Below are 21400 nucleotides of genomic sequence, written 5' to 3' on the forward strand. Positions count from 1 at the left end.
ACGACAGATGGCCTCGGCCCGGACTCCTGTCCGGGCCGAGGCCATCTGTGCTGAGTGCCCTACTTCTTGGCCGTGCGGTACTTCTTGGCCACGCGCCGCACCGGGCCCGGCAGAACGCGGACCAGCAGCCGCTGCTTCTTCCTGGGCTGCGCCTTCACCACAGGCGCCGCGGGCGAGGCGTCGTCGTCGGTGAGGTTCCAGTACGGCTCGGACTTCTCGCCCTTGCGCGGATACAGCTCGTTGGGCCGGCGGCCGACCACCTCGGGACGCTCCCAGGCGATGTTGCGCCGCACCACACGGGCAGGTGCGCCCACCGCGATGCAGTTGTTCGGGATGTTGGAGGTGACGATCGAACGGAAGCCGATGACCGAGCCGCTGCCGATGCTGACACCGCCCATCACCACCGCGTGCTTGGCGATCCACACGTGTTCGCCCACCACGATCGACTGGGACGGATTGACGCGCTTCTCGGAACGCACGTCGAAGATCGGGTGGGTGTCGTCGCCGCGCACCTCGATGTGCTTCGCGAACATCACGTCGGCACCGATCGTCACCGATACGCCTTCGACGGCGGAAAGGAAGGTGCGGCCGGCGCAGCCCACGTTCTCACCGATCCGGATGCGCGACTCGTGACCACACCGCAGTTCGAAGCGCAGGCCCGCACGCCGCTTCGTGGTCCGCTCGATCTCGATCTCACCGTTGTCGCCGGTGAACGTCACGAGCAGATCCTTGACGTCCGCGTCGGGGGCGATGACAAGCCTGTTGTTGGCCCCCTTGAACCGGATGTCGATCTTCTCCTCACGGACCTCGCCGGAGTAGACGATCTCGTTTCCCTGATCGTCCTTATAAGGCTCTAGCTTGCGCACTTGCAGCATCGCGGTCTGAGGGGTGTTCGGCGCCTTCGGCTGTGACCGGACAGGCAGCTCGTCCGCCCCCGTTACCTCCGTTCCGGCATGGGATCTCACGGCAACTTATCAGACAGTCACTTCTTAAAATAAGAGTGATATCAGTGCCGTGAAGCGGCCGTCGACGCCGCCGGCTATCGAGCGGGCAGCGTGACCGTTCCCCACAGGGGCTGGTGGTCGGAGGGATTGGCGACGGCGGAGCCGATCGTGCACCCGGACCAGGTCGCCGAGCCGGCGGCGAAGAGGTAGTCCAGCTTGTTCGTCCCCTTGGTGGGCCGGTTGCCCGGCTGGTCGCACTCCTTGTACGAGTCGTACAGGGGCTTGAGGACGGGGACGTCGCTGTTCACGACGGTGACGGTGGGGGTGGCGTTGAGGTCGCCACCGAAGACCGGGCGGTAGCCCCCGTACCCGGCGACCCTCCTGGCGAGGTCCGCCGCCTGCGCCGCCTGAACCTCGCGAGTGGGATCGTCATACGTCGCCCCACCCGTGCTGAAGTGCGCGGAGCACGCCATGACCGCCCACGACCGCACCGCCGCGCACAGCGCGGTACGCCGCTCGAACTTCTCCTTGTCCCGGGGGACGGGCGACTCCAGTTCGATGGCCTTGTACCAGGTGTTCTCGGCGGGAACCGCGACCGCCACCCCGTAGGCCCCACGGTTGCGGGCGCAGTCCTTCTGGGCCCACTCGTCCGTGCTGCCGATCTGGTACTGGATGGGCGCGAACCGCACGTCCCAGGCGTCCGCGCCCCCGTCGAACCGGGCCTCCAGCTTCTGCTCCAGCGGCTTGGCCAGCTTCTCGCAGAACTCCTGGAAGAAGATCACGTCCGCGTCGGCGTCGACGGCACGCTGGGACACGGCGTAGGTGAACTCGTCGACCGACATGATGTACATGCCGCACCCGTCATTGTTGCTGCACGTGTTCCACGTCAGGGCATGAATGCCGCGCTGGGGTGTGGACGCGGCCGCGGGCGGGTTCGTGTTCGACGTGACCTCGTGGAGCTTGAACAGTTCCCACGAACCGGGGGTTCCGGTCTCCCGCGCGCGCAGCAGCCCCTCGTCCTGACCGGAGTCGTCGATCTCCGCGGAGACGTAGTAGGACGTCTTCGCACCGCCTTCGCTGAACGTGTACCGCAGCGCGTAGTAGCCGCCCGCCTGCGGCACCAGCTCGAAGCGCTCCCAGGCGCCGATGCCGCCGTCCTGGCGGGCCCGGAGCATCCCGAAGTGCGTGCCGGCGTCGTGGAACTCGGCGGACACGTACAGGCCCTCGGCCTCGGAACGCAGTGCCGTGTGGGCGCCCTTGTCATCGGTGTGCAGCGTGAAGGTCTCCCACGCCCCCGCGTCGGCGCAGTCGGTGCGGGCCCGCAGTTTGCCGTTCTGGTTGCCGGCGTCCTCCGTCTCCGCCGCCACGCATATGGGCCGGCCCGCCTTGTCGCTCGCCGCCTTGGACTCGAGCGTGAACTTCCGGCCCGCCGACTTCTCGGTGAGGACGTCGGCGGCCTGCGCGGGCGACGCCGTGGACAGCCCCGTCAGGGCCACCAGCAGGCTCAACAGCAGTCCGAGGTGGTCTCTTCGTCATGTATCCCGTTCTCGTCCGGTGACAGGCCACTTCCGGCAGCGAGGCGGAAGCGGCATGTGGATCAAGGGCCGGGAGTTAGACACCTCGCGGCAGGGATTGGTTGTACACGGCAGGCGACCCGCGCCGGAGCCCGCCCGAGCGCTACGGATCGGCACCGCATGTGCCCGTACCGTTACCGGATATGTCGTACCGCACCCCTACCGCTCGGTTAACGTTCAAAGGCTTGCGGTTGAAAAAAATGTGAAGAAGGGCGTTACACATGGCGCAGTCTCTCGCCGACCTGGCATCGGCAGGAGTGCGGAGGACCCTGCGGTTCTTTCCCGAGAGTTCCCCGGCCGAGCGCGAGGAGTTGCGTGCCACGGCGCGCGAACTGCTCGACCTCCACGGCGAGGGGGTGCTCACCGGCATGCCTCCGCGGGAGCGCGTCATGTGGTATCTCGCCGCCGAAGGGCGGGACGACGACCTGGTCGCGGCGGTCCGCGACCAGCGCAGGGATCCCGGCGCATTCCTGGTGACGGGCACCCTGCGCCCCCGGCTGGCGTTGCCGGGGCTGCGGGACCTGGCGCTGCCCGAGCGAATAGCCCGGCTCAAGCGGCGCGACCTGCCGATGACGGCTCAGCTGACCTCGGTCGGCTGGCGCGGCGACGACCTGGTGTGGGAGGGGTACGCGTTCGTCGCGAACATGCCCCGTCCGTCGAGCCGGGCGATCGGCCGCTCCGCGGTGCTGGAGCACGCCGAGAGCGGTGAGCGCATCAAGGTGCGCATGCGCCGCACCAAGAGCCCGCAGGCGACCGCCGCCTCCGGACAGGCCCTGCACTGCTACGACGACACGGGCTTCGAAGTCCTCGTCCCCGCGCGCCGGTTGCGCGAGCTGGCCGAACGCGGCGCGGGCCAGTGGTTCCTGCACATCGGGATCGTCGGTCCGGGCGGGACCTACGGCGCGCGGGTGCGCCAGCGCGACGCGGGCACGGCCGGCCACAACCAGGTGCGTCACCTCGCGGACGGCTCCCGCCTCGTGGTCGGCTTCAGCAAGAACGCCGTGGCGATCACGGTGCAGCAGCCCTCCGTCGAGATCGAGTCCTGCACCGTCACCGACGGCGAACTGCGCCTGGTCACCAGGGCGCGGGGCGACGCCGAGCCCCCCACCACCGCGAGCGTCGTCGAAGGCGACACGCGGCTCGACAGCCCCCTCACCGCCGTGCCCGGCTCCCCCGACGCGTTCCGCCGCCACCAGGCGGTCTTCAGCGTCGCCGAGCTGTCCGCGAACGACCCGCAAGGGATCAAGTCCCGCCAGTTCAAGGTCGCGCTGCGCAGAGCCGACGGGAGCAGCGTGGACCTCATCCTCGCCGAGGGCTTCACGACCAGCAGGCACCGCCTCGCCCACGGCCGTGAACTGGCCGTCCACCGCGACGGCCCCGGCAGGCTGGCGCTGCTCACGCGCGTCGTGCGCCCCGTGGTCGACACGATGACCGTGGCGGGGCCGGGACAGCTGGTGCTGGAGGGCACGTATCCCGGGGACGGGGCGGCCGGGAAGAAGGCCGTCCTGCGGCACGGCGTCCGCTTCGAGGAGAAGGAAGTGCCGGCCGAGCTGGCCGGCGGGCGGTTCACGGTCCGCATCAGCCCCGACGCGGCCCCCCAGGTGAACGGCCCCGACCTGCCCATGTGCCCCGGCCGCTGGTACCTGTTCTTCCGCGACGTGGACGTCTGGGACAAGTCCGGGGACGTCCCGGTCCTCCTGCGACCCGAGCAGGTCCAGGAGCTGCCCCTGTCCTTCAGCGGCACGCAGCGCGGCTACACCGTGGACCGGCGCTTCTTCGACCGCGTCTTCATCGAACCGGACCGGCTGCTCGGCCCCGACGAGCACGGCGCCTACCGTCAGCGCATCCTGCGCGAGGAGTACTACCAGGAGCAGCGCAAGCTCCCCGTGCGCGACGCGGTGCTCTACCTCAGCCTCGGGGGCAAGCAGTTCTCGGACTCGCCGCGGTCGGTCTACGAGGAGCTGGTCCGCCGGGGAGCCGACCTCGAACACATCTGGACCCAGGACTCGGGGCTGCCCGAGATGCCGTCGCAAGCGCGCGTGGTGACCTGGGGCAGCCGCGAGTGGTACGAGGCACTGGCACGCAGCCGCTATGTCGTGGTCAACACGGCGATCGGCGACTGGTTCGTCACCCGCCCCGGACAGCGGGTGGTGCAGACCTGGCACGGCACACCGCTGAAGAAGATCGGCAAGGATCTCAGCGGCTCCCCCAAGTCGAGCCCCGCCTACATCGCCAGCCTGCCGCACAGCTACCGGCAGTTCGACTTCGTGGTGTCCCCGAACGCCTACACCACGGAGATCATGAGCAGGGCGTACTCCATCGAAGGCGACATGTTCGAGAGCGGCTACCCGCGCAACGACATCTTCCACGCCCCCGACCGCGAGGAGCGGGCCGCGCGGGTCAGGGAGCGGCTCGGCCTGCCCGAGGGCAAGAATGTGGTGCTCTACGCCCCCACCTGGCGGGAGGACCAGCGGCACGCGAGCAACCTGTACAAACTCGACCTGCGCATCGACCTCGCCGCGGCACAGGCCGAACTCGGCCAGGACCACGTGCTGCTCTTCCGCAAGCACCCGCGCGTGCACGGCAGCGTGCCCGGCGTCGGCGGGGGCTTCGTGTGGGACGTCACCCGCTACCCGGACATCGCCGACCTGTACCTCATCACCGATGTGCTGATCACCGACTACTCCTCGGCGCTCTTCGACTTCGCCCACTCGGGCAGGCCGATGCTGTTCTTCACCTACGACCTGGAGCACTACCGCGACTCGCTGCGCGGCCTGTACTTCGACTTCACCACCCGCGCCCCCGGCCCGCTCCTTGAGAACTCCGAAGAACTGGTCAAGGCGGTGCGCGACATCGAGGCCGTCGAGGCGGAGTACCGGGAGAAGTACGCCCGGTTCCGAACGGACTTCTGCGAGCCCGGAGACGGTCTCGCCACCCAGCGGGTCGTGGACCGCCTGCTCGCCGGCGGCCCGCACGCCGCGCCCCCGACCACCGACTGAGCTAACGCGAACCCTCCGCACCCACGAAGCCCCTGACCTGTGCGGTCAGGGGCTTGTGCGCTGACCTCCGGCGCGCGGGGCGGCCAGGCCGTCGCGCCGGCCGCTTCACGGTACGTGGAGCGCGAAGCGCTCCCAGGAAGCGACCTTCGAGCTCTCGACCGTCATCAGTCCGCCATCGAAAACGGTGCGGTGTACGCAGCAATTGCGGGTCACACCCCGTCAGCTGTGCGGCGGAACGGCCTCCGCACACAACGGGCAGCGGCGCCCGCGCTCCAGCGGCATCTGCCACGCATGCTCCGCCTGCACGGTGAAGGCGGAGTCGATGGCGTGCGGCGCCGCCTCGGCCCGCGGGTCGAAAGCGTGCGCCACGGCATCGGCGGGCGCCGCGTCGACCTCCTCGACCAGGCCGCCGGCGTCGTTCGTCTCCATGGCTACGATCCACTGCGTCATACGCACCCCATGCTCGCTCTCCCCGCTCTGACACCTGCCCCGCCACGACAACACAGGCGGACGCCCCCACATCGCCCGCGCCGCGCACACCCGCCCCGCGGAGAAGTTGCCCACGGCCCGCCGCGCCGATTGGACCACGCGCGCACACCTTCCGCGCCGTATCGTCCGCACATGACGTCCCTGAACGACCTCGCGGTACCCGACACGGCCGCGACGAAGACGGCCCTGGAAGTGGCCTCGGCCTACCAGTCCACGGCCTTCCTCAACCACGCACACCGCGTCCACGCCTGGGCAGCCGCCCACGCCCGGCAGCACACCATCACGTACGACGACGAACTCCTCTACGTCGCCGCCCTGTTCCACGACATCGGCCTGACACCCGAGTTCGACCACGCCACCCTCTCCTTCGAGGTGGCGGCCGGCCACGTCGCGCACGTCTTCGCCGCGGGCGCCGGCTGGCCACGCCGGCGCCGCGACCGCCTGAGCGCAGTGATCGTCCGGCACATGGGACCGGTCGCGGACGTCGCCGACGACCCGGAGAGCCACCTGATCTCCCGGGCCGCGGCCACCGACGTCGTCGGAGCGGGTATCGACGACTTCAGCCCCGCGTTCCGCGCCGAGGTGCTGCGCCGTTATCCGCGACAGGGGTTCACCGACGACTTCCTCGCCTGTTTCACGGCCCAGGCCGCCCGCAAACCGGACAGCTCCGCCGCCGACGCGATCCGCTCCGGCCTCGGCACCAGAATCACCGCCAACCCCCTCGACGACGCCTGACCACCGGCCGCGGGCCGCCGGGCGGCGACCGGCACGAGCGCGCAAGAGCCCCACCGCGCCTATACAGTTCCGTGCTTTCTCTGTAAAAAACTCCCGCTACCACAAGCCTTGATGCCCCAGTAGCACCTCGGCCAGAGTCGGGGCGTGGCGAACACCCCCCATACTTTCGCCGCCAGGCAAGCGCCCCCCCTTTTCTGTGCTGAGGGCTTGCCTGCTACTGGAAGGAATCAGTGTGCGCATGTCGCGTAAGTACGCCCTCGTGGCGACCGCCGGAATTCTCCTCTCGGTCTCCGTGGCGAGCGGAGCCCAGGCGGCCCAGGACCACCAGGACGGCGCCTCCCCGCGCTACCAGCCGGCGATGGTGCAGGCCCTGGCCGCCTCGCTCGGCGTCAGTGAGGAAGCCGCCGTCCACCGCCTGGACCGGCAGACGGCACAGCAGGACAGACTGGCGGGCCTGACCAAGAGCGGGATATCCACCGACGGCGCGTTCTTCACCGCCGCCGGCAAGCTGACCGTCAATACACCCGATGCGGCGGCAGCGAAGAAAGTAGAGAAAGCAGGCCTGGGCGCGCGGATACCCGCCCGCGGGCAGGCGGAATTGGACGCCATCAAGGCGAAGCTGGACGCCGTCGCCGCCCGGCGGACGCCGACCGGGGTGAATGCGTGGGGTGTCGACCTGGCGACCGACACCGTCACGGTCGAGGTCGCGAGCGGGCACCGGGCCGCCGCCGAGGCGTTCCTGGCCGAGGCCGCGAAGTACGGCTCCGCGGTCAAGGTCGTCACCGCCCGCGAGGAACTCGCCCCGCAGGCGGTGATCTACCCCGGCAGCCGGATGACCTTCAACGGCTACATCTGCTCCGTCGGGTACGGCGCCCACGACAGGAACGGCAAGCAGTACCTGGTCACCGCCGGCCACTGCGTGGCGGACCTGCCCGTCCTCTCCTACGACAACGTGCGCTTCGCCAAGGCCACCCACACCCGGTTCGCGCTGGGCTCCCGCAGCGTGGACATGGGCGTCGCCGCCCTCGACGCGGGCAACTCCCTCGCCACCAGCGTGGGCACCTGGGGCAACGGCAGCCCGGTCGCGGTCCAGGGCAGCCGGCGTGCCGCGTCGGGCGCAGCCCTGTGCAAGTCCGGCCAGACCACCGGCTGGACCTGCGGAAAGGTCAGCTCCTACAACGTCAGCGTGACGTACACCGACCAGAACGGCGGCCCCGACACCGTCGTCACCGGCCTCGGCAGCTCCACCGTCTGCACCGAGGGCGGTGACAGCGGCGGCGCCTACATCTCCGGCAACCAGGCCCAGGGCATGACCTCCGGCGGCCCCACCGGACAGACCTGCACCGGAGGCGTGAACTCGCGCGGCTCCTCCTACTTCCAGCCGCTGGACGACGCGCTCGGCTACTACGGGCTGACGCTGAACACCAACTGATCCCGCCCCCCACCCAGGGACCGTCCACCGGCTACGGTGGACGGTCCCTCCGGCATGCGGCCCGGCCCCGCCACCCCGCACGCACCCGCGTTCGCGCAGAAAGACACCATGCCGAGCGACCTGAACCACGCGCCCCCCACACCCGGCGCCCCCGAGACGGACTTCGCCTCGACGCTCCGGGACGCCCTGCGCCGCCGCGGACTGCCCCTGGAACGCGTCTGCGACCGCCTCCAGGACCAGGGCATCACCGTGAGCGTGGCCACGCTCAGCCACTGGCAGCGAGGCCGCAGCCAGCCCGAGCGCACGACGTCGCTGCAGGCCGTCGACGCCCTGGAGCCGTTGCTCGGCCTGCGCCCGGGCACCCTGCGTTCCCTGCTGGGCCCCCACCGGCCCCGGGGCCGCTCCCTGCCCCTCGACCCCGGCGCCGCCCGCTGCGTCTACGGCGACGCCTCCGACGTCGAACAAGCCCTCGGGGAGGCGTTCGCGCACTTCAACGCCGAGACCCACCTGCTGATGAGCCACGAGACGGTGACCCTGGACGCGCACCGCGCCATCCGCGAGACGACCGTGACCAGCGTCGTGCGAGCCGTCGCGGAGGGCGCCCGGCACCTCACCGTCGTCCACTTCCTGGACGCGTCGCCGCTCGACGACCTGGACATCGCCGTCCACAACGGTGAGCTGACCGGCCGCAGACTCCTGCCGGAGCTGCGCAGCGTCGTCGCCGAGATCTCCTTCGGCCGGCCGCTCACCCGTAACGAGACGGCGGTGGTCGAGTACACCCTGCGCACCGGCCCCACCTCCGCGCTCTCCCACTCCCACGAACGCCGCATCCGCGATCCGCTCAAGGCCTACCTGCTGCACGTACGGTTCCACCCGCTGGCGCTCCCGGCGCGCTGCCACTACTCCTACCGGGAACGACTCGGCGGCGAACCACGCCACCGCCACCGCGTCGAACTGGACGCCTCCCACACCGCCCACCTCCTGCCCGCCAAGTGCCCGCCGGGGGTGTACGGGCTGGAGTGGGAGTGGGAATGACCGCGGAAGGCTCCCGTCGCAGGGCGGCGGGGCCGACCATGAGGACGGCCCCGCGCAGCGCCGAGCGCTTCACACCGTCCGGCGGGCGATCAGCGCCGCCGACAGGTACTGGACGTCCGCGGGACGGGCGGGGGAGAGGCCGGTCAGCCGATCGATGCGGCGGATGCGGTAGTCGACGGTGTTGGGGTGGACGTGCAGCGCGGCCGCCGCGCGCCGGCGATCCAGGCCGTGCCGCAAATAGGTCTCCAGGGTGCGCAGCAGCTCGGGCTTGGCGTCCAGCGGCCGCAGGAGCTGCGCGAGGCCCCGCAGCGCTTCACTGGGCCTGCTCAGCTGGTACTCCAGCAGGACGTCGGCCAGACAGTAGAGGCCGGGCGCGCGTCCGGTGCGGATGACGAGGTCGACGACCTCGGCGTTGCGGGCCACCGCCCGGGGTATCGCGGCAGCTTCCGCGGTCTCGGCGGCCGCGGTGACGGGCGCCCCCGCCGCCCGGGCCGCCGCGGCGACCAGTTCGGTGAGCCCGCCGGGCCCGGCCCACGCGGTGACGGGCGCCCCCGCCGCCCGGGCCGCCGCGGCGACCAGTTCGGTGAGCCCGCCGGGCCCGGCCCACGGCGGCGCTGCGCGACGGGCAGCAGGACGGTGCCGCCCGACGGATCGAGGGCGGTCAACGCGGGCGTCGCGGCGAACCGGTCCAGGACCGTACGGATACGGCGGATCTTGCGCTGGGCGGCGACCCCCGGTCCTGGCCCCGGGGCCTGGGCCCTCTCGTCGGGGTGCGGGGCGAGCGCGAGCGTCATGGCCAGATACCGGGGCGCGGGACGCAGCCCGGTCCGGCGGGTGAAGCCCTCCAGGTCCTCACCGCTCAGCAGAGCGGCCAGCAAGGCGTGCCGGCCGCCGTGCTCCTGGCTGTCCAGCAGCTGCCGGGCCTCCAGGTAGGCGCCGCTCACGGCCGTGATCAGCTGGCGTTGGAGGGCCAGCAGGCGGTCCATGACCTCCAGGACGGCCGGCAGGTCCCCGGGCCCGGCGTCCCGCGCGGTCTCCTCCCAGCACATCGCGATGCCCATGTGGTAGGCGGCGAGGATGGCATCCAGCGGTACGCCCTCCTCGGCGCGCTGGGCCGCCGAGTCCCGCTGCTCGGCGAGTTCGGCGCCGGACGCGTCCCTGCGGTGCTCCACGACGTCGGTGAAGAGCCGCAGGTTGTGCTGGACGATGTGGGCGATGTCGCCCGCGATCTCCTCCTGGGGCAGCTCCGCGTAGACCGGCAGTTCGCTCAGGAGCCGGGCGACGACGCGCTCGGTCAGGGCGGGGACACGGGCCCGCAGCCGGCCCGCCACCGGACGCCCCGCGATGCACAACGGCCGCCCACCCGTGTCCTGGCCCGCCTGCGCGCCGTTCACAGCGAGCCGCTCCTTGTCACGCGTCACAAAAGCCCCCGCCGAAGTCTGCGTCACACCCCAGTTAAAAGCCGGTGCCCGAGTCTGCATGATGACCGCAGCACCCGCCATGCCCCCTACGCCCTCGCCCGCACCGGAGGCCACCGTGAACTCCGTTCGTAGCAAGTCGACTTGGCGGACCGTCAGAGGTTCCGCCGTCGCCCTCGCGCTCACCGCCACGACGGTGGCCGCCACGGCGACCGGCGCCCTGGCGGCGGCCGACGACACCCCCTCGTACGTCGCCCTCGGCGACTCCATGGCCTCGGGACCGCTCATCCCGGACATCACGGGACCGGTGGCGTGCGGCCGCTCCACGCACAACTACGCCCACGAACTGGCGTCGAGCCTCGGCGCCTCGCTCCGCGACGTGACCTGCAGCGGCGCCAAGTCCCAGCACATGACCGAGAAGCAGTCCCTGTCGCTGCTGGACATCCCGATGGGCTCGGCGCCGCCGCAGTTCGACGCCCTGCGCGCCGACACCGACCTCGTGACCCTGACCATCGGCGGCAACGACGCCGGACTGGTCGGCATCGCACAGGACTGCACGACGCTGGACCCGAACGCCACGCCCTGCAAGGAGAGGTACACCGCGGGCGGCGTCGACCAAGTGGGGCAAAGACTCGCGGAGTTCGCGCCCCGCCTCGCGGACGTCCTGGACGGCATCCACCAGCGCTCGCCCCGGGCCAGGGTCGTCGTCACGGGATACGGGCTCTACATCAAACCCGGCGGCTGCTGGCCCCTGCAGCCCGTGCTCCCCGTGGACGCCGACTTCCTCCAGGGCAGCGTCGACCGGATGAACACCGTGATCGCCGAGCAGAGCGCCGCGCACGACGCCCAGTACATCGACCTCGCCACGCCGAGCAAGGGCCACGACGCCTGCCAGGCACCGTCCGCCAAATGGGTCGAGGGATACGTGCCGACGGCCCCGGCCGCGCCGCTGCACCCCAACCGGCGCGGCGAGGAGAACTACGCCCGCATCATCGGCGCACACCTGCAGGACGACTGACCCACGGGCCGGCACCCGCACACGAAGCCGCACGGCAAGGTGCCCGCGCCGGCCCGCGCCGACCCGCACACCCTGCCCGGGGTGCCGGCCCGCGCACGTCTCGGCCACGACCACCCGGGTCCGGCGGAACACCCGCCCGCCGGACCCGAGTACGGCCACGCCCCGCACGAGGCCCCCCTTCACTCGTCCGCCGCCCGTCAGCAGAAGGCAGGCCACCTTCCTGACCACCGGCCGTGTCATCAATGTCCGCGGCACCGCCCCCCGCACCGCCCGGCCCACCTCCTGATGCCTCGACCGAGACAGACAAGGACACCACCATGCGTACGCACCGCATAGCCGGCGCCGTCGTCACAGCCGCCCTCTTCACCGGCACGGCCCTCGCCCCGCCCGCGCTCGCCGCGCCGCACACGGCCCCCGCGGCAGCGGCCACCGTGCACACGGCCCCCGCGGCAGCGGCCACCGTGCACACGGCCCCCGCCGTACCCTTCACCGCCGCCACGGCGACCCGCGCGGCCGACGGCGGCTACACCCTCTCCTGGGCCTCACCCGCCGCATCCGTGACCGTCACCGCCGTCACCGCACCCGACGCCACCACCGGCACGGCCCTCGGAACGGGGCCCGGCACCGGCTCCCTGACCGTCCCGGCGGGCACGCTGCCCGAGGCGGGGCGCTGGTACCTCCGCCTCACTCCCGACAGCGGCGCCGCGCTCACCGTCGCCGACCGCTCGCTCGGCCTGGCGTCGGCCCGCAACTTCCGCGACATCGGCGGCTACCGCACCACCGACGGCCACTGGGTCCGCCCCGGCCTGGTCTACCGCTCCAACAAGCTGAGCGCCCTCACCGACGCCGACCAGCAGCGACTGGTCTCGCAGCACCTCACGCGCGCCGTGGACCTGCGCAACGCGATGGAGCGCCACGACGAGCCGGACCGCCTGCCGGCCGGCGTCGCCTACCAGGTCGCCGACGTCGTCTCGCTCAGCCACGGCATCCGCTTCCACGACCCGGCCCTGATGACCCTGGCCCAGGCCCTCGCCGCCGGCCTCTTCTCCGGCTCCTCCGACCTGGGCCAGTCCATCGGCTACCCGTTCATGGTCAACTTCGTGGGCGCCGACCATGCCTTCCACGACCTGGTCACGGCCGTCACCGCGAACACCTCGGGCGCCACGGTCTTCCACTGCAGCGCGGGCAAGGACCGCACCGGCTGGGGCACGGCCGTCCTCCTCACCCTGCTCGGCGTACCACGCGCCACGGTCGAGGCGGACTTCCTCGCGAGCAACCAGTACACGGGCGACCCGCAGGCGGTCGAACTGAGCTGGCTGCGCGCGGCGTTCGCCGAGGTCGACCACATCTACGGGGACTTCGACACGTACGTACGAGAGGGCCTGCGCCTGGACACACCGACGGTCACGGCCCTGCGCACCAGGCTGCTGACCGACTGACGGAACAGGCGGCGGCGCCCTCGTCAGGGAAAGCGCTTGTCAAATGGGTTTCGGCGAGCGGCTCATGTCCGACGCCATTTTCGCTGCGACCCCAACTACCCCCATGACAGGGCGAAACGGTCGGCATACCGGAACAAGAACCCCATAAGCATGGTCTACACCTGGCTCGAACAGTGCGGTTGGATACTCACTCGTGCACGTCGAGCAACGCAAACAAGCGATTCCAGCCATGTTTTGCCGGTACTTGACGGGCCGGTGACCGGCTTTCGTCGACACACGTGCCGATGACGTGTGCGTCCCTGTCCGGAACTTGCTATGCGGAGGGGCTTGTTCTGGCCCGTGTGGTGCAGATGTTCGAGGGCACGACCGCCGACTTGTGCAGGTCCCGTGACAGGTTGTGGGCTCCTCGTGACCGCAGGGGTCTGCGAGGTCTGTCTTCCTGTGGGGGGAAGTCTTGATGCGACGCACCAACGGTGCGCGGATTTCGCGCGCCCAGAAGAGTCTGAGATCGCTGGCCTGTGCGGCCGCCGCCTCGGGAGCCTTCGCCCTGACGCTGGCCGGAGCGGGCACGGCATCCGCCGGGACGGGGCCCACCCCCGCTCCCGGCGCGCAGCCGCCGGCCTCGAGCGCTCCTTCAGAGGCCGGAAACCCGGCCACCGCTGCCGCGGCGGCAGCCGGCGTGTGCTCCGACGCCTACCAGATCGGCACGACGGCCTACGCCTACCGGGGCACCGAGAAGATCGCCTCGGTCAAGCAGTTCTACTCGCCGCAGTGCAAGGAGAACTACGGGTACGTGTGGGTGTGGAAGTCGTTCCTGGACAAGAAGATCAAGTTCGACCTCCAGGTCGGCGTCTGGAACTACGACCGTGAGGTGCTGCAAGGAGAGCGCCGCGTCTACGACTCGCTGTCCCAGGAGTTCTGGGGCAACGGCGCCGACTCGGTCGACGACTGCACCTCGGGCGACGGCACGCTGACCATCGCCGACGAGCCGGGCGGCTACAACGGCAGGACGTCCAAGCGCTGCTGACACACCGTCGGTGCGGGCGCCCACCCCGCACCGGCTCATACCGCAGGGCCCCCGCCCCGGTGCGCCACGAGCGCACCTAATGGGTGCGGGTGGCAGCCGCCCACCGGCTGCCACCCGCCGGGTCCTGCTCCTCAGCCCAACGGCCCGTGAAGCCCGACCGATCCAAGGAGAGTCCCTCGTGCACTCTGTCATGCCCGGAAACCGGCGAAGCAGACGCGGCAAATACTCTGCAGCGGCAACCGCAGTCGCCACAGCGGCCGGAACGGCGCTGCTCGTCGCGCTGATACCCGCCCAGGCGCAGGCCGCGCCCGCCGACAAGCCCACCCCGCCCACGCTGTCCGCATCGCCGTCGGGCAAGACCAAGGCCCCCAAGAGCACCCCGATCGGTACGCCGGGCAAGGACCGCGAGCTGGTGCAGGAAGGCATCCTGCAATCCACGTTCCAGGGCCTGGGCATCGGCCAGGTCCCGTGGTCGGAGTTCCACGAGGCACCGCTGTCGGACTCGGTCGGCGCGCAGGTCAACTACGGCAACGGCAACCTGTTGCTCTCCGCGAACGCCTTCGACATCGCCGACGCCGGCCCGGGCCTGTCCTTCGGTCTCGCCTACAACGGCCTGAACACCAGCTGGAAGGCGACCACAGGCAGCGACTACCTCATCCACGAGCCCAACCCGACATCGGTCTACGTGCAGGGCCCCTCCAGCACGATCGCCGTGTTCGAGCGCGACGGCTCGGGGTTCACCCCGGCCCCCGGCTACAAACAGGACCTCACACAGTCCTCGGACAAGAAGTCGTTCACCCTGACCTCGCGCAAGAACGGGCAGAAGACGACCTTCACCCGCTCGGGCACGACCGGCGACGCGCGCGTGAGCAAGGTCGAGGACAAGAACGGCAACGCGACCACCATCACGTACTCCGGCGCCTTCACGTCGAAGGTCACCTCCGCCTCCGGCCGCACCCTGACGTTCACCAATGACGGCAAGCAGATCACCAAGGTCACCGACAACACCGGCCGCTACGTGTCGTACACCTGGTCGGGCAACGACCTGAAGACGTTCACCGACACCGACGGCAAGACCACGGTCTTCGAGTACGACACCTCGCACCGGATGACGAAGGTGACCACGCCGGAGGGCCGCGAGACGCGGTTCACCTGGAACACCAACCTCCTCGCGTCGATCACCCGGGTCGTCGACAAGACCGCGGGCACCGGCGCCACCACCGCCTTCCGCTACATCCTTCCCCAGCCTGGCAGCGCAGGCGAAGGCGTCGCCCGCGTCACCGACCCGCGAGGCAAGAACACCGAGATCACGGTCGACGCCCGTTGGCGCGTGAAGAAGACCAAGGATCCCCTCGACCGGGAACGATCCAAGTCCTGGGGCCCGGACAACAACGTCACCAGCGCCGTCGACGGCATGGGCGTCGGATCCACTCCGGGCAACACGGTGAAGTTCGATTACGACGACTCCTTCAACCCGAAGTCGGCGACCCAGCCCACGGGCGCGCAGTCGACCGCGGCCTGGACGCAGAAGTCCGGCGGCCACTACCCCGAGACCCTCACCTCCGCGAGCGGGGACAAGGTCACCAACGGCTACGACACCTCGGGCAACATGATGTCGCAGACCGACACCACCACCGGCTCCGACGGCGCCAAGTGGTCTTACGACTACAACCCCAAGTCCGGCACGATGAAGTGCGACGGGCTGCCCGGCCAGCGCTGCTCGGCCACCGACCCCGAGGACAACAAGACGTCCTTCACGTACGACTCCAAGGGCAACCTGACCAAGGTCGACCGCCCCTCCGCGCAGGAGGACATCACCTACACCTACGACGCGCTGGGCCGCACCGACACCGTCACCGACGGCCGCGGCGTCAAGACCGTCTACACCTACGACAAGCGCGACCGCCTCAAGACGCAGACCAGCGACGGCAAACTGACGACGTTCGTCTACGACGCGGACGGCAACATCAAGTCTCGCACCTCGCCCACCGGTACGAGCACGTACACCTACGACGAGCAGAGCCGCGAACGCACCCGCACCCTGCCCGCGGGCGGCGCCAGTTCGGTGACCTACGATGCGTCCGGCAACGTGAAGACGGCCACCGACGCGGGCGGCACCCTCACCTACGACTACAACGACGCCAACCAGCTCACCACCCTCACCCAGCCGGGCGGCGCCAAGACCACGTACGACTACGACAAGAACGGCGACCGCACCACCACCACCTACCCCGGTGGCACGGTGCAGAAGACGGACTACGACAAGTCCAGCCGCGCCCAGAAGATCGAGGTCAAGAACGGCTCCACCGTCCTGTCCACGATCACGTACGACTACAACAAGTCCGGAAAGGACAGCGACAAGATCTACAAGCGGACCACCGACGGCGCCGCGACTGCCTACACCTACGACTCCAAGGGCCGCCTGACCAAGGCCGTGGAGACCAAGGACAGCGCCACGACTGCGGGTTGGGCCTACTGCTACGACAAGGCCGGCAACATGACCGGCCGCTCCACCGGCACCAGCCTCCCCGCCTGCGCCGACACCCAGTCCGCCCGCGAGTACAACAACGCGAACGAACTCACCTCGCTCGGCGGCAACACCGCCTTCAGCTACGACGGCGACGGCAACGAGACCTCCGCGGCCTCACCCACCGGCACCCGCACGGGCGGCCAGTGGACGCCGTACACCCAGCTGTCCGCGCTGACCGCGTCGGGCACGGCGTCGACGTACACCTACGCGGGCGTGGACAACAACGACCGCCTGACGCGCGGCAGTTCGACGTTCACCAACGCCGCGACCGGCATGACCCGCGAGAACACCACCGGTTTCGTCCGGGAAGCCTCGGGCACGCTGACAGCCATGACGAGCGGCGGGTCGAGCCAGTACTACCTCACCGACGTCCAGGGCAGCGTCATCGGCCTGGTCGACGCCAGCGGCAAGCGCACCGCGACCTACAGCTACGGCCCCTACGGCGAAGCCCGCACCACCACCGGCACCAACCAGCCCTACCGCTACACCGGCACCTACCTCGACCCGTCCGGCCTGTACAAGATGGGCGCCCGCTACTACGACCCCCAACTCGGCCGCTTCACGCAGCCCGACCCCTCCGGCAAGGAAAGCAACCTCTATGCCTACGCCGCAGGCGACCCCATCAACCGCTTCGACCCGAGCGGGCACAGCTCATGGTCGCTCGGAGCCGAGGCATGCTTTTGGCTTTGTCTCGGAGGAGGCTACGCCGAGAACTCGGATGGCAGCGAAGGGGGCGGTTATTTCCAGATAGGGCTTGGCACGCCCGGAGGCGGCTTCAGTGCCGACCTGAACAGTGGCACTATCGGCAGCGAGACTGACGGGTACGGGTATCTCAACTGTAGCGCCGTCGTTCCAGAGTTCGAATTGGATCTGGGAAAGAGTTTCAGCTTCGGCGGTGGCGCTGGCCTGAATTTCCCTGGCTGCTCTGCTGGGGCCAGAGTCCAATTTTAGAAGCTAGTTCTGGTGGGCGGGCTCTGGCTCGTCCACCAGAGGCAAGATGGAGTTGATCCCGGAAATGGGTCACATTGTAGCTGGAATACTCATGGCGTTGTTCGGATGCTTTTTCGCCGCAGGCGCCGAGAGTGTTGAAAGATCCAACGCTGAGAGTTCCGGAAAGTTCTTCGGGGAGAAGCGGACCAGAGAGACGTCACGTGCCATAGTCTGGATATTCAGATGTGCGGGTGTTCTCTTCGCGGTTGTAGGTGTTCTTATCGCTGTAGGACTGATAGGAACGTGAATCCCGTGCATACCCTGATGCCCCCCACGGCGAGGCATTCGGGCTATGGATCCTTCAATTCGGCGCCGCGCGGATTGCCTCGCTCGGCCTCGCGGCCTTCTACTAACCCACTACTGTCAGCAACGTGACCGCTGCCGCCACGGAACCACTCTGAAGTGATCGTGGAGCCGGGCGCCTTCCGTACGAGCCTGTTCGGCAACCACAGCCTGAGCGCGGACGGGATCGTGGACTACGCGGACACGGTGGGCGCGACACGCTCTTTCGTGGAGACGGGGGGCAGCACTCAGCCGGCGACCCGGCGAAGGCCGCGGCGGCGGTCACCCGGGCCCTCGACGCGGAGGAGACGCCGGTGTGGTTGGCGCTCGGCGACGACTCGATCGACACAATTCTGGGGCACCTGGAGCAGGTGAGGGGCGACCTCACGGCCTGAAGAAGGTGGCACCAGTCCCGGCGACAAGCCGCAGCTCAGACATGAAGATCACGATCTACAGCTAGAGTATTAGTCTTGGCCGCGCAGCACCTTACAAGATGGGCGCCCGCTACTACGACCCCCAGCTCGGCCGCTTTCCCCAGCCCGACCCCTCCGGCAAGGAATCCCATCTCTACGCCTATGCGGTCGGCGACCCCACCAACCACATGGACCCGAGCGGACTCGACTTCCTCGGGCTTGACAAGAAGGGCTGGGGCAACGCTCGGGGCATCGCTGGAACGTTGATCAGCGCTGCGGCCTCGTTTTTTCCAGGCTGCGCCTTGGTCGCTGGTGGAATAGCTGTTGCGAGCACTGGACTGAGTGTCGCTCCGGAAGAACCCTTGAGGGCGATTCCCCCGGACAGATTGCGGCTACCGGCATTCTTAGCGCAGGCACCGGAGGAGTTGGAACCGCGATGGCGGCCGCCAAAGTTGGGGGCACGGCGGCAAAGATGACTGACATCGGCTACGAAGGCATTAGTTACTTCGGCGGTGCCGCGATCGGTGGTTGGGACTGGACGTAACCGTCCGCGAATCGGAAGGAGCACCGTGAACGGTTTCTGGCCTACAGGAGCAATAATTTTCACTCTGGTTGTGGTGATCAGCTTGTTCTCCTGGTCTAGGTACGAGAAAAGGATCAAGAAGGGCAAGAAGTAGAAACCCGAATAGGCTTTCCGGTTCCTCCTGGCGTTGGGGGGCGGCAAAGTTCACGGGTAGGACGCTCCAAAGGTTGTCCCGTAACCGGTGTGGCGGCTGAGGCGTTGACCGGTCAGCCACAAGCGCAAGGACGGAGGAAAACATGATCTCTGCGCGTGGGTATCTCTTCGAAAGGGCTGCAGCCGGTTACGCCCTGGCCATCGCTGTCGCGGTCATCCTTGGCGCCATTCTGTGGAAGAAATTCAAGCGGTAGTGCTCTCGCGAGATTCGGAGACGACGGCTGCCAACAAAGGACTCGGCTTCGGGTCGGGCATGGCGTCCTGGCCTGACTGAAGGACTGTAATGAGGTCAGCATCTCGCCACGGATTCCACGGGGAGGCGATCCCATCCCTCCGCAGCCAACTCGCCCTCGGCGCAACCGACTCGCACCTCGCCGACCACTGCACCCACCGCGACCAGGCCCGCGCCCGCGGCCCGGTGCCTGCCATAGCCGCCGGAACGCCCGGCACGACACCAGACTCGGCATCTGCCGCTGGGCCGTGGAGCACACCTCCGCCCAGCTGCAAGGCTTCCGTCGACTCTGCGTCCGCTGGAAACGCCGAGCCTCGAAGCTCGAGCTTCACTCGCTGTGGTGGGCTTCGACGTGCGTTTTTTCAGCGTGGCCTGCGTCCAGCTGATTGCCGAGTGCGCGGTGCCTGCGGGGGCGGCAGTAGGCGCTCCCGATCGGCTGGGGGCCCGAGGCTCGGGGCTCGGGTTTTGGGGGTGGGTTGTGGGGGGCTAGGAAGGGATGAGTGTGGGCTGCTGTTTTATCTTGGCCGGGGGTGTTGAGCTTCGAGGGCCGAGGTTCGAGCGGTGTTTGTAAGGATTGGGTGGGTGAAGTTCTTTCCCACCCGCCCACCCTCCCCGTTCGGCTTTTTTCTTTCGTGCGATAGCGGATCGTTTCTGCTGAACGGGTGTTGCCATGCGGGGTGGTGACTTTGGGTGATCGGCTTGCGACGTAGTGTGTTGATCGTCTAACGTCCGCGGTAATAGACAACCCCGGCCGGGTGCTAGCAACACCCGCCGGGGTTTGACCGACAAGATCCTAGAGGCGATCTCGTGGCTGGTGTTGACTCTACCGTTGTGGTGCCGTCTCCTGCACATCCTCTGGCGAGTCCGGGGTTCGGGAAGCGTGCTGTGCCTGGTCAGGGCACTCTTCGGGGGGACTCGTTCGCTCATCTGTCCTTGCGTGCACGGTATGTGGCGGGGTTGGTCGACGTGTTGCCTGAGCAGGCGGCGATGGATGTGAAGACTCTCGCCAGGGAGCAGCCGTTGTATGGGCAGATGGCGGTGCGGGGTGCCTTGACGGAGTTGTCTGTGGTGGGGCATCTGCGTCGTGTGCGGACTCTCGCGAGTCCTGAGGGTGGGGTGACGCGGTGGGTGTTTCGTACGTACTGGTCTCGTATTGCACGCAGTGATGAGTGGTGGGCCTGCTTCCTCAATGGTGATGTGCCGGAGCCGGAGCCGGAGCCGGAGCCGGAGCTGGAGCTCGTGCCGGAGGTGGAAGTAGAGCCGGAGGCCGGTTTGAGGCCAGGCCTCAGACCGGGACAGGCACCCGGTCTGAGGCCTGGCCAGGCATCCAGTCTGCTTCCGGTTCTGACGCCCGGACAGGCACCGCCTGCGGCGCGTGTGTTGGTTCCGGTCTCTGTTGGTCTGACTGTTCGTTCTGAGGCGTACCAGGCGTTGGCCGGGCTTGCTGTGTGGGATGCGAGGCTGAGGCTGTCTGCCAGGGATTGTGAGGCTTTGGAGCCGCTGGCTGTGCGGTGGCTTGAGCGGGATCCTGACCTGGTGGGGTTCGCTCAGGCATTGTCCGGAGGTTTGCCTCCTGTGGTGCATAGTCCGCGTGGGTTCGTGGAGCGCCGGCTGAGGGAGAAACTTCCTCCCGAGCGCGTGTACAGGGCAGAACCCCCAGGGACGGTATCCCCTCCCGTCCCCCAGGGTCGCCGTCGTCATCTGGTGGAGTGTGCGGACACCGAGTGCAGGACACCGGGCCGGCCCGAAGCGATGCAGGGCGGACTGTGCACCACCTGCCGGGACAAACAACAGCCCCACACCACAGCCGGCCACCTCACCCTCCAAACCTGACACCCCATCACCCCCACACACCATCAACTACCGCACAACACAAGCATGTTGACACCCAGCACAACCAACCCCCACAGCCACGACCCCTCAAGACACAGCCAGCCCCAGGAATTCGCGAAGCGAATTCCTGCAGGCCGAATTGCGGAGCAATTCGAGCCCCGGACAACGGAGTTGGCCGCACCGGACGGCGGAGCCGGCCGGTGAGCCACGCGGAGCGTGGCCGTCTTTCCGCCACGTAGTGGCGGCGCGTCGTGTCTGCGGAGCAGACCGCGCG

General features: G+C 69.0%; 12 protein-coding genes and 1 pseudogene. 9 read left to right on the plus strand and 4 right to left on the minus strand.

The annotated features are described in order from the left end of the window. Positions 1 to 59: 59 nt before the first annotated feature. A complete protein-coding gene (locus tag ACIBW6_RS23330; RefSeq protein WP_399062570.1) occupies positions 60 to 875 on the minus strand; it encodes an acyltransferase in 816 nt (271 codons plus the stop codon). Between the two features lie 164 nt (positions 876 to 1039). Further along, positions 1040 to 2452, minus strand: coding sequence for an endonuclease/exonuclease/phosphatase family protein (locus tag ACIBW6_RS23335; protein ID WP_399062572.1), 1413 nt, complete (start codon positions 2450 to 2452; stop codon positions 1040 to 1042). Between the two features lie 287 nt (positions 2453 to 2739). On the opposite strand from ACIBW6_RS23335, the gene ACIBW6_RS23340 reads away from it, so the two are divergent. Beyond that, positions 2740 to 5517, plus strand: a complete 2778-nt coding sequence (locus tag ACIBW6_RS23340) for a CDP-glycerol glycerophosphotransferase family protein (protein ID WP_399062574.1) — start codon at positions 2740 to 2742, stop codon at positions 5515 to 5517. 219 nt (positions 5518 to 5736) lie between these two features. On the opposite strand, the gene ACIBW6_RS23345 is transcribed toward ACIBW6_RS23340, so the two are convergent. Continuing rightward, complete coding sequence (locus tag ACIBW6_RS23345; RefSeq protein ID WP_399062576.1) at positions 5737 to 5946, minus strand: hypothetical protein; 210 nt, start codon at positions 5944 to 5946, stop codon at positions 5737 to 5739. 192 nt (positions 5947 to 6138) lie between these two features. Between ACIBW6_RS23345 and ACIBW6_RS23350 the strand changes: the two genes are divergently transcribed. The 3 genes from ACIBW6_RS23350 (at position 6139) to ACIBW6_RS23360 (ending at position 9208) form a co-directional block, all read left to right on the plus strand. Next, complete coding sequence (locus ACIBW6_RS23350; protein WP_399062578.1) at positions 6139 to 6741, plus strand: HD domain-containing protein; 603 nt, start codon at positions 6139 to 6141, stop codon at positions 6739 to 6741. Between the two features lie 238 nt (positions 6742 to 6979). Further along, positions 6980 to 8173: a S1 family peptidase gene (locus tag ACIBW6_RS23355; protein ID WP_399062580.1), complete on the plus strand. Its 1194-nt coding sequence runs from the start codon at positions 6980 to 6982 to the stop codon at positions 8171 to 8173. Positions 8174 to 8281: 108 nt separating this feature from the next. After that, complete coding sequence (locus ACIBW6_RS23360) at positions 8282 to 9208, plus strand: hypothetical protein (RefSeq protein WP_399062582.1); 927 nt, start codon at positions 8282 to 8284, stop codon at positions 9206 to 9208. A 69-nt stretch (positions 9209 to 9277) separates the two neighbouring features. Here the strand turns inward: ACIBW6_RS23360 and ACIBW6_RS23365 are convergent. After that, positions 9278 to 10560, minus strand: a pseudogene (locus tag ACIBW6_RS23365) (PucR family transcriptional regulator). A 184-nt stretch (positions 10561 to 10744) separates the two neighbouring features. Between ACIBW6_RS23365 and ACIBW6_RS23370 the strand changes: the two are divergent. The 5 genes from ACIBW6_RS23370 (at position 10745) to ACIBW6_RS23390 (ending at position 18801) form a co-directional block, all read left to right on the plus strand. Next, entirely contained in the window at positions 10745 to 11644 is a 900-nt protein-coding gene (locus tag ACIBW6_RS23370) for an SGNH/GDSL hydrolase family protein (RefSeq protein ID WP_399062584.1), read from the plus strand. A gap of 317 nt (positions 11645 to 11961) precedes the next feature. Continuing rightward, positions 11962 to 13083, plus strand: a complete 1122-nt coding sequence (locus ACIBW6_RS23375) for a tyrosine-protein phosphatase (RefSeq protein ID WP_399062586.1) — start codon at positions 11962 to 11964, stop codon at positions 13081 to 13083. Between the two features lie 457 nt (positions 13084 to 13540). Then, entirely contained in the window at positions 13541 to 14110 is a 570-nt protein-coding gene (locus tag ACIBW6_RS23380) for a hypothetical protein (protein ID WP_399062588.1), read from the plus strand. 178 nt (positions 14111 to 14288) lie between these two features. After that, positions 14289 to 17591, plus strand: a complete 3303-nt coding sequence (locus tag ACIBW6_RS23385; RefSeq protein ID WP_399062590.1) for an RHS repeat-associated core domain-containing protein — start codon at positions 14289 to 14291, stop codon at positions 17589 to 17591. Between the two features lie 814 nt (positions 17592 to 18405). Further along, the gene (locus ACIBW6_RS23390; protein WP_399062592.1) at positions 18406 to 18801 is read left to right on the plus strand and encodes an RHS repeat-associated core domain-containing protein; all 396 of its coding nucleotides are present in this window, start codon (positions 18406 to 18408) and stop codon (positions 18799 to 18801) included. Positions 18802 to 21400 lie beyond the last annotated feature (2599 nt).

The organism is Streptomyces sp. NPDC049813 (assembly GCF_044465085.1).
Taxonomy (GTDB): Bacteria; Actinomycetota; Actinomycetes; order Streptomycetales; family Streptomycetaceae; genus Streptomyces.